The sequence below is a fragment of the Desulfomicrobium salsuginis genome, from assembly GCF_054657795.1.
Window position 1 is genome coordinate 2,386,222 of sequence record NZ_BAAHYA010000002.1, and the last position, 14,126, is coordinate 2,400,347.

Sequence of the window (14,126 nt, forward strand, 5' to 3'; positions counted from 1 at the left end):
ACGGGCTCAAACGTCGCCCGGAACCGCCGCTCCGGCAGTCTGATCAGGGTCCTTGGGCAAGGTCAGCAGAAACGTCGCGCCCTGTCCCGGACTCGTCTCCAGCAGGATGGAGCCTTTGAGCGTCTGGGTGACGAGATTGTAGACGATGTTCATGCCGAGCCCCGTGCCTCCCGACCCGCGCTTGGTGGTGTAGAACGGGTCGTAGATGCGGTCCCGCTGCTCCTTGTCCATCCCGACGCCGGTGTCCCGGTAGGACAGCGCCACGGCCTCGCCCACCGGCTCGACCTTGATGAAGATTTCCCCGGGCAGGCCGTCGGCGAAGCCGTGGATCAGGGAATTCATGACCAGATTAGTGAGGATCTGCATGACGGCCCCAGGATAGGAGTCCAGGACCAGGCCCTCGGGACAGTCCGTATGCACCTTGTGCGGGGTGCGCTTGAACTGCGGGCGCAGGCTGACCAGGATCTGCTCCAGGTAGCTCTTCAGCTCGAAGGACCGTTTCTCCTCCGAGCTCTGGTCTGCGGCGACCTTCTTGAAACTCTGCACCAGTTCGGCGGCCCTCTCCAGGTTGGTCAGCACCGAGGCCGACGACTCCTCGGCCAGCGCGAGATATTTTTCCAGGTCCGAGCGCTTCATCTCCCCCCTCTCGTACAGGTCCCGAAGCTGACGGGTCCGCTCGGCGAGAAAGGACGACGCGGTGACGCAGACCCCGATGGGGGTGTTGACCTCGTGGGCCACCCCGGCCACCAGATCGCCAAGTGCCGCCATCTTGGCCGAGTGGATCATCTCCTTCTGGGTGCGGTGCAGCTTGTCGAGGGATTCCTCCAGACTCTGCTGGTATTCGCGGTTCTGGCGCAGCAGCCGGGCCCTGTCCAGGCAGGATTGCACCGAATGCACCAGAATGTTCATGTCCTGGATGGGCTTGATCAGGTAATCCCACGCCCCGCGGCGCAAGGCCTCGACCACGTCGCGGATGTCGCCCGCGCCGGACACGACCATGATGGGCGTTTCCGGGGCGATCTCCCTGACCTTGGCCAAAACCTGCAGCCCGTCCATGCGCGGCATGCGCAGGTCCACCATGACCATGTCCGGACGGTTCGCGGCAAAGACCTCAAGCCCCTCCTCGCCATCCCTCGCCTGCAGCACGGTGAACCCGAAATCCTCGAGGAAGTTGGCCAGGCTCTCGCGGACGAACTGGTCGTCGTCGATGCTCAGCACCACGGGTTGCGCTTCGGTAGTCATGAACCAGCCTCCGCCAGTTTCTGCCGGATGGCCCGCTCGAACACGGACATGTCCAGGACCGGCTTGAAAATCACCTCGCACTCCGTCAGTCCGATGGCGCGCAGTTCCGGGTCCAGCTGAAAGTCCGTGGAGCCCGTGTGGATAAGGAAACGAACGTCTGGTCGGAGCGCGTGGAGCGCCTTGATGAACTCGATCCCGTCCATGCCCCCGAGACGGATATCGACCACCGCCACGGCAACGGCGTCCAGACCGTCCATGACGAGGGCCTCTTCGCCGCTCTCGGCCTGCAGGGTCGCAATGCCACAATCCTCCAGATACTCGCCCAGGCTCTCCCGGATGGTCGGCTCATCGTCCAGGAGGAGCACACTGCGGCCTGCCGCCCCCGCGGTCATCGCAGATCCCCCTCAACGAGCTTGACGCCAGGAGTCAGCGGCAGGAGGACGATGAACGTCGTGCCCTGCCCCGGGATGGACTCCACCTCCATCTGGCCGCCGTGATTCTCCACGACGATGAAATACGATACCGACAGTCCCAACCCCGTCCCCTCACCCACCTTCTTGGTGGTGAAGAACGGCTCGAATATCCGTTTGCGCAGTTCTTCGGACATGCCAGGCCCGTTGTCCGCGATCTCGATGCGCACGGCATCGCCCGATGATCTGGCGCGCAGCACGAAGCAGGCGTCGCCCTGCCGCGACGCCATGGCCTGTGCACCGTTGCGGATGAGGTTGAAAAAGACCTGCTGGATCTTGCTCTCCTCGCACGACACGAAAGGCAGATCGGCTTCGTACTCACGGATGATCCGGATTCTGCGAAAATCGTACTGCCTTTTCAGGTCGTAGTCGTTGGCGGCCAGTTCCACGGTCCGGTCAAGCAGGGCGCAGACGTCCACCTTGGCCATCTCGACGTTGCTCTTGCGGCTGAAGGACAGCATGTTCTCGACGATGCGCGCGGCGCGCTGTCCGGACTCCATGATCGAATCCATCATGCGCAGGCAGCCCCGGCGGTCGAGGTAGGCGTGCAGGCTCTCCAGGTCGATCCCGACATCCCCTGCCGCCGAGCTGTTGGCTGGCAAGTCCGGCGAGATGCGGTTGCGGATGACCTGCGCGTTCTGCAGGATGCCGGCCAGGGGGTTGTTGATCTCGTGGGCCATGCCTGCGGCCAGGCCGCCGATGGAAACCATCTTTTCGGACTGGATCATCATCTCCTCGAGGCGCACCCTCTCCGACACGTCGTCGATGCGCACCACGGCGCCCCGCACGCTGCCGGTCTCCAGAGGGTAGACCGTGACGTCCACGTATCCGACCACGTCGCCGTCCTTGCGCGGCACCTTGGCCTCCTTGACCGGGACGTTGCCCGTCACCGCGGCCCTGATCCGCTCCATGTCCAACGGAGCCTCGGGATACACGTCGGCGAACCGGCGCCCCAGCGCGTCCCCGGCCGGCACCCCCGTCGTGCGCGCGGCCTCCTGGTTCCACTGGGTGACGCGGCCCTCTTCGTCCACAGCGATGAGGATGGACGGCATGGAGTCGAGGATGTTGCGGGTGTACCCCTCCGCCGCCTTGAGCTTCGCTTCTGCCTCCTCCTTCTGGCGGATGTCCCGCAGCAGGTTCTCGCGCATGGCGTTGAAGGCGTTGACCACGATGTCGATCTCGTCGGGCGTCCCGGAAGCCTTGTCCAGCACCAGGGGCTCCTGCAGCCTGTCGATGTTCAGCTCCGAGGTGTAGAGGGCCATCCTGCGCAGATGCCGGGTGACGAGCATGTGGACGATGGCCACGATGAGCACGGCCACGAGCATGAACTGCACGCCCTGGGTGACGACGATGACCAGGATCTTGTCCTTGATCCGGCCCAGGACAGCGCTTCTGTCCCCGGCCACGGTCAGGGTCCCGATCTCCTCGATACGATCGAAGGCCTGGTAGAGCAGGGGGAATTTGCGGATGACGAGAGTCTGCTCCTCTGCCTCCTGGCCGCGGAAGAACACCAGCCCGTCCGGGGTGACCACGCGGGCGTACTTCACGTCGCGCAGGTCGAGGATGCCTTCGAGCTGGGATATGACCTGCGCCTCGTCGAGATGCCAGAGGGAGCTTGTCAGGCTGGGCACGCGCGAGGAGCGGACCTGGTCGAGCTGCCCTTCGAGGACCTGCAGGTCCTTGCGGTAGTCGATGGTCAGCTGGATCATGGTCCCCAGGGCGGTGAAGAAGACGATGCCCAGCAATATCCTGATCAGAAGCCGGCGGCCAAGCCGCCCGGCCCCGTGCGATCTCAGATAGTGGGACAATAACGTCATCCGCGCACCTGTAGTCCTTTACGCAAAAATCGGCCGGGACATCCCGGCCATTTCCCTCAGGAATCTAAACACATCGCACGGGATTTGAAAAGCAAAACTCTATCCGGCGACAAACAGACGCATCAGCCCGAAAAGGCCGAAAGGAGCACGATGAAGACAAGCGACGGCAGGAGGCTCGAAAGCCGGATGACGGTCAGCCCCAGCAGGTTGATGCCGATGCCCAGGATCAGGGTGCCGCCCGTGGCAGTGAGCTGGGCGATGAGGTAGTCTGAGAAGAGTCCCTGGAACGAGCCGGCAAAGATGGTCAAGAGCCCCTGATAGACGAGCACCGGAAGGGCGGAAAAGAGCACGCCGGACCCGTAGGTCGAGGCCAGGGCGATGGAGGCAAAGCCGTCCAACAGGGCCTTGGTGAAGAGGATCGAATGGTCGCCGCGGATGCCTTCATCGAAGGATCCCAGAATGGCCATGGCCCCGATGCAGTAGATCAGCGATGCGTTGACCATGCCGTCCACAAAGCGGGTGTTGGAGGAGCGCACCAGTCCCTTGAGCTTGTCGGCCAGCCCGGCGAAACGGTCCTCGAGGCTCAGGGCTTCGCCCACGACGCCGCCGATGAGGACGCTCAGCACCACGAGCAGCCCGTTCTTGCCCTGCAGGGCCATCTGCACGCCGATGACCAGGACGCACAGGCCCAGGCCCTGGAAAACGACCTGGCGCATCTTTTCCGGAAGGCGGCCGTGCAGCAGCAGGCCCAACGCGCCACCGACCAGGATGGCCAGGGCGTTGATAACGGAACCGAGTGGGAAAACCATGGCATAAACTCCGTGTGATGCGATGAAAAAAAACCGCCCCGTTCCATGAAAGGGGAACGGAGCGGGGACATAGAAACGTCGGACGACTTCAGGATTTGCCAGACCCGCCAAGGGCGAAGCGTTCCAGCTTCTTCTTGTAGGCCACCACGCCTGAGGCCAGGCCCCTGGCCATGGAGGCCAGATACGCATCTGAACCGAGCTTGGCCGCCTCCTCGGGGTTGGTCAGGTAGCCGATCTCCACGAGAATGGACGGCATCCGCGCCCCGGTCAGCACGTAGAAGAACGCGCCCTTGGCCCCATGGCTCGCCAGCGAATACTTGGGACGCACGGCGCGCAACGTCTCCTGCTCGACCAGGGAGGCCATCTGGCGGGACTCGTTGATCTTGGAGTTGAGCATGAGATCCGAAAGAATGAACTGCATGTCGCTGATCTTTTTGGCCGAAACCCCGTTCTCCCTTGCCGCGACGCGCACGGCCTGCGCGTCGGTCGCCAGGTTCAGATAGTAGACCTCGAGGCCTTTGACCGAGGCGTCCTTGATGGCGTTGCAGTGCAGGGAAATGAAGAGGTCGGCGTTCTTGGCGTTGGCCATGGCCGTGCGCTCCTCGAGGGGTATGAACTTGTCGCCCGTGCGCGTGAAGTGCACCTCGAAGCCCTGCTGTTGCAGCTCGCGGCCCAAAATCCTGGCCATGCGCAGGTTGATGTCCTTCTCCTCGTGGCCGTTGGCCACGGCGCCGGGGTCCTTGCCGCCGTGCCCGGCGTCGATCATGATCGTGCGGACCTTGAGGCCGAGTTGTTCGACCAGGGAGCCGGCGTATTTCTTCTGCTTGGGCGAGACATCGATCTGCGGGGACTCCTCCTTTGCCTCCGCGACCGGCGCCGGAGAAACGGACTGCTTTCCGCTTTTGGCCTGTTTCTGCGCCTTGGCCGGCTCGGGCACCGGCTTCACGGCGGGCGCACCCTTCTTTGCAGCGTTTTTGGCCTCCAGTTCGGCCAGAGCCCGCTGCACGTGGTCGACTTCGGGCTCCTGTTTCCCGGGAGCCTCCTCCGCCTGAGCCGTCGCGGCATCCTTTGCGCGCACCCCGTTTCCGCCGGTGGCATAGATGTCGAGCACCACCCGGTAGGGTTCCGGCAGGGTGAAGACCCGGTAATGATCCATCTGCATGAGGTCGAACGTGATCAGCGCGGCGCCTGTTGAATCCGGGCTGACCAGAATCTGCGACAGGATGCCGTCGTCGACGGTCCGTTCGGGCATGACGTCGGCCGCGATATCGGTCCGTTGCAGGGTGATCTGCAATTGCTTGTTGCCGTCCTTGGCCTTTTCGACCAGGGCGCGCTCGTACTTCACGTCGCCCGCCATATCCATGACCACGCGCGTGTAGTCGCTGCTCGACCAGTGCCGGATGCCCAGAAGAGTCGACTCTCCCTTGGCTGGAACGGCCTTGGTCGCCGACGCCGGGGCGGGCTTGGACGAGGGCGCAGGGGCGGGAGCGCCGGCCTGGGACGCGGGCGGGGATACGGGCTGTTTCGGCGCGGCCTGAGCCGGCGCGGCGCCGGCCATTTGCGCCAGCATCTCGCGGGCCCTCGGCGCCATGTCGCCTTTGGGGTATGCCGCTGCGACGCCCTTGAAAAACCCTTCGGCCTGGACCGGATCCTTGGCCAATTCCAGCCAGACCATCCCCTTTCGGAACATCGCGTCATCAGCCCAGCCATGCTTCGGGAAGGCCTTGAGCAGCCGGTCGTAGGCTTCCAGGGCGCTCGTGCGATCGGCCTTGGCGAACGAACGTCGGGCCAGTTCCTCGAAGGAGCGCCCCAGAAAAAACATGCACTTCGGCGCATACGCCCCTTTGGGCTCCGCCGCCAGGGATTGCTCGAAATGCTTCATGACCGCGAGCCACTCGGCCCGCAGGCCCGCCCGCTTCTCGTTCCCCACGAGCGAGTTGAAGGCGCTCACCCCGCGGGCGTAGTCGTCCTTTGCCGCAGCCGAAACGGCCACGGCGAACCCGAGGACCAGTACGGCCGTCAAAACTGCTTTCAACGCAAAACGCACGAAGATCACTACTCCACAGTCACGCTTTTGGCCAGGTTCCGGGGCTGGTCCACATCCTTGCCCAAGTACACGGCCATTTCATAGGCGAAAAGCTGCACTGCTGGCAGCACCAGGAAACTCTTGAGCGGCCCCCAGACCTCGGGCAGCACCCACGAGTCTTCGACGGCCGGGGCTGCGCCCGGGTTGACCAGGGCAATGATGCGCCCGCCCCGGGCCTGCACTTCCTGCAGGTTCGAGGCCACCTTCTGCAGCAGCTCGTCGCCCAGGGCCATGGCGAAGGTCGGGAAGTGCGGGTCGATGAGGGCGATGGGCCCGTGCTTCATCTCGCCGGCGGCGTAGCCTTCGGCGTGGATGTAGGAGATCTCCTTGAGCTTGAGGGCGCCCTCCAGGGCCATGGGGAAATTCTGGCCGCGGCCGAGGAAGAAGAAACTCTTGGCGTCGGAATATTCCTGGCTCAGGCTCCTGGCCTTTTCGCGGATGGCCGGCAGTTCGGTCCCGAGGCGCTCGGGCAGCTGCGGCAGGTCGGCCAGGCAGCGCTCCAGGACGCCCTCGGGGAGAGAGCCTTTGCGTACGCCCCAGGACAGGGTCATGAGCAGCAGCAGGACCATCTGGCTGCACATGGCCTTGGTCGAGGCCACGCTGATCTCGGGCCCGGCCTGGGTGTAGACGACCTGGTCGGACTCGCGGGCGATGGACGACCCGACCACGTTGCACAGGCCCAGGATCGGCACGCCGACTTCGCGGGCGATGCGGATGGCGGCCAGGGTGTCGGCCGTCTCGCCCGACTGGCTGATGGTCAGGACCAGGTCGCCGGGCAGGAAGACGCTGTCGCGGTAACGGAACTCCGAGGCGATCTCGACCTGCACGGGGATGCGCGCCCAGGATTCGAGGAGGTACTTGGCCCACAGTCCCGCGTGGTACGATGTGCCGCAGGCCACGATGGTCAGGCGACCCGGAACCTCCAGGGCGTCGAGCTCCGGCAGCACCACCCGGCCCTTCTGGATGCGGCCGGCCAGACAGTCGCGGATGACCTTGGGCTGCTCGAAGATCTCCTTGAGCATGAAATGCTTGTAGCCATCCTTCTGGGCGGCCTGAACGTCCCAGGAGATGTGCTTGACCTCCTTGGTCTTGGTCTTGAGCGTCACGGCGTCGAAGACCTGCCACGAACCGGCGTCGATCTCGACCAGTTCGCCGTTGTCCAGGAAGACCACCTCGCGCGTGTAGGGCAGGAAGGCCGGGATGTCCGAGGCCAGGAAATTCTCGCCCGTGCCGATGCCCATCAGGAGCGGGCTGGCCTTGCGGCTGGCCCAGATCTTCCCGGGGTGCTCGCGCGACAGCAGGGCGAAGGCGTAGGCCCCGTCGACCTGCGACAGCGCCCAGGAGATGCCCTGGCGCACGTCGCCGGTCAGCTGCACGCCCTTGGCGATGACGTGGACCAGGACCTCGGTGTCCGTTTCGGAATGAAAGATGTGGCCTTCGGCCACCAGCTCGGCCTTGAGCTCGGCGTAGTTCTCGATGATGCCGTTGTGGACCAGGGCGAAGCGCCTGTCGCCGTCCATGTGCGGATGGGCGTTGCGCTCCACGGGCAGGCCGTGGGTGGCCCAGCGGGTGTGGCCGATGCCGCAGACCGAGGAGGCCGTGTCCAGGCCCGCGATCTTGCAGTCCAGGGCGCCGAGCTTGCCCTCGGCGCGGATGACATGCAGGCCCTGCGGTTCCTCGTAGGCCACGCCGGCCGAGTCGTAGCCGCGGTATTCAAGTCGGCGAAGGCCCTCGACAATGGCCGGGATGGCCGGACGATGTCCCGTGTACCCGATGATTCCGCACATGCTATTTCTCCATCTCGGCTTGCGCCCGTTTCCAGAATTCCGGCCAGGCCACGAGCAGGTCGCGCAGGGCCAGCCCCCGGTGGCTGCGGGCGTTCTTGACCGGCGCGTCCATCTGCGCAGCCGTCAGGCCCAGCTCCTCGTCGAAAAACACGGGATCGTAGCCGAACCCCTTGTCGCCGGCCGGGGCATGGGCCACCCGGCCCTGCCACTCCCCGCGGCCGACCAACTCCAGCCCGCCTGGCGTGAAGGCCAGCATGACGCAGGCGAAGTGACAGCCGCGCCACGGGTCCGGCACGTCCTTCAGGGCCTCCAGCAGCTTGACCACGTTTTTTTCATCCGTGGCGTCCTCGCCGCTGTAGCGCGCCGAATACACGCCGGGAGCCCCGTTCAGGGCGTCCACGGCCAAGCCCGAGTCGTCGGCCACGGCCACCAGGCCCGTGGCCCTGGCTACGGCCACGGCCTTGATGCGGGCGTTGTCCTCGAAGGTCTCGCCCGTCTCGGGGATATCCCCGATGTCCGGAAAATCCTTGAGGCCCAGCACCGTCATGTCCGGCTGCAGTTCCTTCAGCATGGCCGACAGTTCGCGGACCTTGCCCGCGTTGCCCGTGGCCAGAACGATCGTATTCATCGCATTGTCCCGTCGCTTATTCAACATCGTAGATTTCAAAGGAAAAGGAGTTCAGGTCCGCGTGCAGCATGCGCCCGGCCAGGGCCAGTTCGCCGTGCAGCAGATAGCGTGACGTCTCGGCGGCCATGAGCGCCGCCGCCAGCGAAACCGCCGGGGCCAGGCTGCCCAGGGCGTGCTCGGCGTCGGGGGCCGCCGCGTCGCCCCACATGAGCGAGATGCCGCGCTTTTCGGCCGTCTCGCTGCCGACCACCGCGGTCCAGCCGGCCACGGCCCCGGCCACCACCGGAATGCCGCGCTCCAGGGCCGCGTCGTGCAGGGCCATGCGCGGGGCTATGCCGCCCAGAGCGTCCACCACCACGTCCACCCCTTGCAGGGCCTGAGGCAGATTGTCGCGGTCCACAAACATCTCCAACGCCCGCACCTCGACCAGCGGCGCGATGCGCGCGGCCCGCTCGGCGCCCACGCGCGCCTTGTTGCGGCCCAGGTCGTCCACGGACGCGAGAAGCTGGCGGTTGAGGTTCGACTCCTCGAACACGTCGCCGTCGGCCACGTCGATGCGCCCCACGCCGAAGCGCGCCAGAAGTTCGAGCACGTAGCCCCCGAGGCCACCGGCACCCACGAGCAGCACCGAGGACTCCAGAAGCCGCGCCTGACCCTGCGGCTCAACGCCGTGCAGACATTTGAGCAGGGGCACGGGCGCCACCCCGTGCGCCACGCAACGCAGGGCGCCCTCGCGCAGGGGCAGGCCTTCGCGGGCGCACAGAGATTTCAGCTCGGACAAAGTTACCGTGCGGACCTTGCGCTGCCCGTCGTACCCGCAGATCCGCACCAGTTCCCGGGAAAAGGAGGAACTCATCCTCCGCCCACCGCAGGAAAGATGCCCAACTGGTCGCCGTCGGCCAGAACCGCGTCCATTTCCGCATGCTTGCTGTTCACGAACACCAGCTTCACATCGTCCGGGGCAAGCCCGAGAGCCGTCAGCGCGTTCTCCACGGTGCCGCCGGCGGAAAGCGTCAGAACCCCGCCTTCGGGGGTGTGGTCACTCAAGGTTGCGAAACATTTGATGCGTACCTGCATGGTCATCCCTGGTGCCGGCATCGCCCCGGGGCTGCCGACCGTTTTCCGGGTTGCGTTTCCGGAGGGCCGCAAGCTTGACGCGTCCTCCGAAAATATCGGGCCATCTTTGCGGACCGCGGGTTCCGAGTCAATAGGCCAAAACGCGGGAAAGCGCGCCCCGGAAGCCGCGTCAGCGCCCTTTCCCGAACCTGGACGGAAGCGTCTATTCCAGGACGATCTCCACCCTCTGCCCCGGCACGTTGCCCTTGAGTTCCGTCAGGAGCCCGCGAATGGTGTTCGTCACGAGCCGGTCTACGAAGGGGTTCAAAGCCAGGCGCTGCCCCCCCACCCGCACCACGAGTTTGGCGTTCATGGCTTCGCAGGCCCGGGGCTCGGCCGTGCCGGCCACGATCTCCCGGGCCAGTTCATGGCAGGAGTCGCGGCCGCAGGCCCCGCAGTCGAGGCCGGGCAGGGTGAAGGCGCGGCTCTCGGCCAGGGTGGCCAGCTCGGCCACGGACGAAGCCTGCGGCACGCCGGGCAGGGAGCCGGATCCCCAGGTGGCCAGGGCCAGGCCCTGACCCAGGCCGGACTCGTCCTCGGCCGCGCCCAGGGTCACGAACCGGGGCAGCCAGGTCAGGGACTTGCCGCCCTCGACCAGTACGATATCGGATCCCAGCAGCGGAAAGATGTCCTGCAGTTGCCGGGCGGAATTCCAGAGCAGCGTCGTTGTTTTCGGCCCGATGCCCGCCACGCTGACGCATTCCTGCGCGAACCTGGCCGTATCGGTCCCGTCCAGATCCAATCCGTGATGCGTGAACTTCACGGCGGCGACCTTGCGCCCCCGCGCGGTCAACTCCCGGGCGAGTTCGAGGACAAGACTTGTTTTGCCCGTTTTCTTGAACCCCACCACAGATACGGCCTTGAACATCGCTCCTCCGTCTTTGACAATCGATCGTTCATAAACTAACCAGTGCTGTTTCGCAGCGTCGCACCCGCCTTGAACACTGCCGGCCATTTCCGGGAAAGCGGCGCGCTCTTCCATCCCAAATTCGCCAAGGACACATATATTTCTATGTCTAAAATTCAGAAAATTAAAGGCTTTTCTGACCTCTTCAGCCCGGAGAGCGCCGTCCACACGCACATGGAGAACCTGGCCCGCGAGGTTTTCGCCACGTACGGCTGCCAGGAAGTGCGCGTGCCCATCCTGGAGAAGACCGAACTCTTCGCCCGCTCCATCGGCGAGGAAACCGACGTGGTGCAGAAGGAGATGTACACCTTCGCCGACCGCAAGGGCCGGTCCCTGACCATGCGCCCCGAGGCCACGGCCGGGGTGCTGCGCGCCTTCATCGAGTCCGGCATGTACGCGTCCGAAGGGTCGACCAAGCTCTTCGCCTGCGGCCCCATGTTCCGCTACGAGCGCCCCCAGAAGGGCCGGCTGCGCCAGTTCCATCAGCTCGACGTCGAGGTGCTCGGCACCGACGCGCCCCAGGCCGACGCCGAGGTCGTGCTTATGCTCTGGACCTTTCTGACCAAGCTGGGCCTCAAGAACCTGGCCCTGGAGCTCAACTCCCTGGGCTGCCCCGAGTGCCGCCCGGTCTTCCACCAGCGCCTACGCGACTTCCTGGCTGGAGTGGACCAGTCCGCCCTGTGCGAGGACTGCCGCCGCCGCGCCGAGACCAACCCCCTGCGCGTGCTGGACTGCAAGGTCCCGACCTGCAAGGAGCTGGTCGCCGGAGCGCCGAGCATCGCGGACTCCCTGTGCCCGGGCTGCGCCGAGCATTTCGCCCAGGTCCGCGAAATCCTGGACAGCGCGAAGCTCCCCTACCATCTGAACGACCGCCTGGTGCGCGGCCTGGACTATTATCAGCGCACGACCTTCGAGGTCGTCTCCGGCGAGATCGGCTCCCAGAGCGCCGTGGCCGGCGGCGGCCGCTACGACGGCCTCATCAAGCAGCTCGGCGGCCCGGACCTGCCGGGCATCGGCTTCGCCTGCGGCATGGAGCGCCTGGCCCTCTTGTACGGCGAGGCCCAGACCCCGGCCCCGGACTTCTACCTGGCCGTGCTGGATTCCCGCGCCCTGAACACCGCCCTGCTCCTGGCCCAGCGTCTGCGCGAACGGGGCTTCGCCGGCGAGGTGTCCTTCGAGGCCAGAAGCATCAAGGCCCAGATGCGCCAGGCCAACAAGCTCGGCGTCAAGACCTGCCTGATCCTGGGCCAGGACGAGATGGACAAGGGCCAGATCGTGGTCAAGGACATGGCCACGGGCGTACAGAAGACCATCGGACAGGACGACCTGGAGCAGGCCCTGGGCTTCCGCAAGCCTTAGGCCGGCCGCTGAAAACTCGAAATGCGCAGGCCGTTCAAAACGGCGGCCTGCCAGGCCTTTACACCCCGAATTTGCAGCTTATGGTACCCAAGCGAGGAACATATAATGGATGAACGGAACACGGAACGCGGCATGGACAGCCTGAACGGCTGGCGCAGATCCCACAACTGCGCGGCCCTGGGCACGGAAGCTCTTGGCCAGGAAGTCTGCCTCATGGGCTGGGTGCAGTACCGCCGCGACCACGGCGGCCTCATCTTCATCGACCTGCGCGACCGTCACGGTCTGACCCAGGTCGTGTTCTCGCCCGAGGTCGCCCCCGAGGCCCACGAACGGGCCCACGTGCTGCGCACGGAGTTCGTGCTGGCCATCAAGGGCGTGGTCCGCCCCCGGCCGGGCGATATGATCAACCCCAAGTTGGCCACGGGCGCCATCGAGGTCTACGTCACGGAGTTCAAGCTCCTGAACACGGCCAAGACCCCGCCCTTCCCCATCGAGGACCGGGTGGACGTGTCCGAGAACCTGCGCCTCAAGTACCGCTTCCTGGACCTGCGCCGCAAGGCCATGGCCGACAACCTGATTTTGCGGAACCGCGTGTCCCAAAGCGTGCGCCGGTACCTCGATGAACTGGGCTTCCTGGAGATCGAGACGCCCGTGCTGACCAAGTCCACGCCCGAGGGCGCCCGCGACTTCCTGGTCCCCAGCCGCGTCAACCAGGGCCAGTTCTACGCCCTGCCGCAGTCGCCCCAGCTCTTCAAGCAGCTGCTCATGTGCGGCGGCCTGGACCGCTACTACCAGATCGTCAAGTGCTTCCGCGACGAGGACCTGCGCGCCGACCGCCAGCCCGAGTTCACCCAGATCGACATCGAGATGTCGTTTGTCGACGAGGAGCAGGTCATGGAGATGGCCGAGGGCATGATGGCCCGCGTCATGCGCGAGGCCCTGGGCCGCGAGATAGCCCTGCCCCTGCCGCGCATGACCTACGCCCAGGCCATGGCCGAGTACGGCGTGGACAAGCCCGACGTCCGCTTCGACCTCAAGCTTTCCGACGTGACCGACATCGTGCGCGGCTCCGACTTCAAGCTCTTCGCCGCGGCCGCCCTGGTCAAGGCCCTGCCCGTGCCCGGCGGCGCGGAACTGTCGCGCAAGGAAATCGACGACTACACCGAATTCGTCAAAATCTACGGCGCCCAGGGCCTGGCCTGGATCAAGATCAAGGAGGACGGCTGGCAGTCCCCCATCGCCAAGTTCCTGAGCGACGCCGAACGCGCCGGCCTGACCGAGGCCCTAAGCCTCAAGGCCGGCGACATCGTCTTCTTCCAGGCCGGCGCGCCCGAGATGGTCAACAGCGCCCTTGGCAACCTGCGGCTCAAACTCGGCGAACGCTTCGGCCTCATCCCCGAAGGCGAATTCGCGCCCCTGTGGGTCACGGACTTCCCGCTCCTGGAGTGGGACCCCGAGGCCAAGCGCTGGGTGGCCATGCACCACCCCTTCACCGCGCCCAAGGACATGGACGCCCTGGCCTCCGATCCGGCCGCGGCCGTGGCCCGGGCCTACGACCTGGTGCTGAACGGCACCGAAGTCGGCGGCGGCTCCATCCGCATCCACAACCCCGAGACCCAGCAGCAGATGTTCAGCGCCCTGGGGATCGGCGAGGAGGAGGCGCGGGCCAAGTTCGGGTTCCTGCTGGACGCCCTGGTCTTCGGCGCCCCGCCCCACGGAGGCATCGCCTTCGGCCTGGACCGATTGATCATGCTCCTGACCGGAGCCAAGTCCATCCGCGACGTCATCGCCTTCCCCAAGACCCAGAAGGCCACCTGTCTCATGACCGAGGCCCCGTCGGCGGTGGAGAACGTGCAACTGCGCGATTTGGGCCTGCGCCTGCGGGAAAAGCCCAAAGAGTAGACA

At 65.6% G+C, this 14,126-nt stretch carries 12 protein-coding genes; 2 read left to right on the top strand and 10 right to left on the bottom strand.

All coding sequences use genetic code 11. From position 1 onward, the window contains the following. Nucleotides 1–6: 6 nt before the first annotated feature. The 10 genes from ACYQ3G_RS17940 to ACYQ3G_RS17985 all read right to left on the bottom strand — a co-directional run bounded on the left by ACYQ3G_RS17940 (nt 7) and on the right by ACYQ3G_RS17985 (nt 10,823). On the bottom strand, nt 7–1,242 hold the full coding sequence (locus ACYQ3G_RS17940; protein ID WP_459828236.1) for a sensor histidine kinase: 1,236 nt from the start codon (nt 1,240–1,242) through the stop codon (nt 7–9). Then, the gene (locus tag ACYQ3G_RS17945) at nt 1,239–1,634 is read right to left on the bottom strand and encodes a response regulator (protein WP_459828239.1); all 396 of its coding nucleotides are present in this window, start codon (nt 1,632–1,634) and stop codon (nt 1,239–1,241) included. Before ACYQ3G_RS17945 ends, ACYQ3G_RS17940 begins: the two co-directional genes overlap by 4 nt. Further along, nucleotides 1,631–3,520 carry an ATP-binding protein gene (locus tag ACYQ3G_RS17950; protein WP_459828242.1) on the bottom strand — a complete coding sequence of 630 codons (1,890 nt, stop codon included), beginning with the start codon at nt 3,518–3,520 and terminating at the stop codon, nt 1,631–1,633. The genes ACYQ3G_RS17945 and ACYQ3G_RS17950 overlap by 4 nt, the downstream gene beginning before the upstream one ends. 131 nt (nt 3,521–3,651) lie before the next feature. Next, nucleotides 3,652–4,338: a DUF554 domain-containing protein gene (locus tag ACYQ3G_RS17955; RefSeq protein ID WP_459828244.1), complete on the bottom strand. Its 687-nt coding sequence runs from the start codon at nt 4,336–4,338 to the stop codon at nt 3,652–3,654. Nucleotides 4,339–4,426: 88 nt separating this feature from the next. Continuing rightward, complete coding sequence (locus ACYQ3G_RS17960; RefSeq protein WP_459828247.1) at nt 4,427–6,385, bottom strand: N-acetylmuramoyl-L-alanine amidase; 1,959 nt, start codon at nt 6,383–6,385, stop codon at nt 4,427–4,429. Nucleotides 6,386–6,393: 8 nt separating this feature from the next. Further along, a complete protein-coding gene (glmS, locus tag ACYQ3G_RS17965) occupies nt 6,394–8,211 on the bottom strand; it encodes a glutamine--fructose-6-phosphate transaminase (isomerizing) (protein WP_459828249.1) in 1,818 nt (605 codons plus the stop codon). 1 nt (nt 8,212) lies between these two features. Continuing rightward, on the bottom strand, nt 8,213–8,839 hold the full coding sequence (gene rdgB / locus ACYQ3G_RS17970) for an RdgB/HAM1 family non-canonical purine NTP pyrophosphatase (protein WP_459828252.1): 627 nt from the start codon (nt 8,837–8,839) through the stop codon (nt 8,213–8,215). Between the two features lie 16 nt (nt 8,840–8,855). Then, nucleotides 8,856–9,695, bottom strand: coding sequence for a HesA/MoeB/ThiF family protein (locus ACYQ3G_RS17975; protein ID WP_459828255.1), 840 nt, complete (start codon nt 9,693–9,695; stop codon nt 8,856–8,858). Continuing rightward, complete coding sequence (locus ACYQ3G_RS17980) at nt 9,692–9,916, bottom strand: MoaD/ThiS family protein (RefSeq protein ID WP_028577843.1); 225 nt, start codon at nt 9,914–9,916, stop codon at nt 9,692–9,694. Before ACYQ3G_RS17980 ends, ACYQ3G_RS17975 begins: the two co-directional genes overlap by 4 nt. 202 nt (nt 9,917–10,118) lie before the next feature. Beyond that, nucleotides 10,119–10,823, bottom strand: a complete 705-nt coding sequence (locus ACYQ3G_RS17985) for a molybdopterin-guanine dinucleotide biosynthesis protein MobB (RefSeq protein WP_459828259.1) — start codon at nt 10,821–10,823, stop codon at nt 10,119–10,121. A 144-nt stretch (nt 10,824–10,967) separates the two neighbouring features. Here ACYQ3G_RS17985 and hisS point away from each other — a divergent pair, with 144 nt between their 5' ends. Beyond that, entirely contained in the window at nt 10,968–12,221 is a 1,254-nt protein-coding gene (gene hisS, locus ACYQ3G_RS17990; protein ID WP_459828262.1) for a histidine--tRNA ligase, read from the top strand. A gap of 105 nt (nt 12,222–12,326) precedes the next feature. Beyond that, nucleotides 12,327–14,123, top strand: coding sequence for an aspartate--tRNA ligase (gene aspS, locus ACYQ3G_RS17995; RefSeq protein ID WP_459828265.1), 1,797 nt, complete (start codon nt 12,327–12,329; stop codon nt 14,121–14,123). Nucleotides 14,124–14,126: the final 3 nt, after the last annotated feature.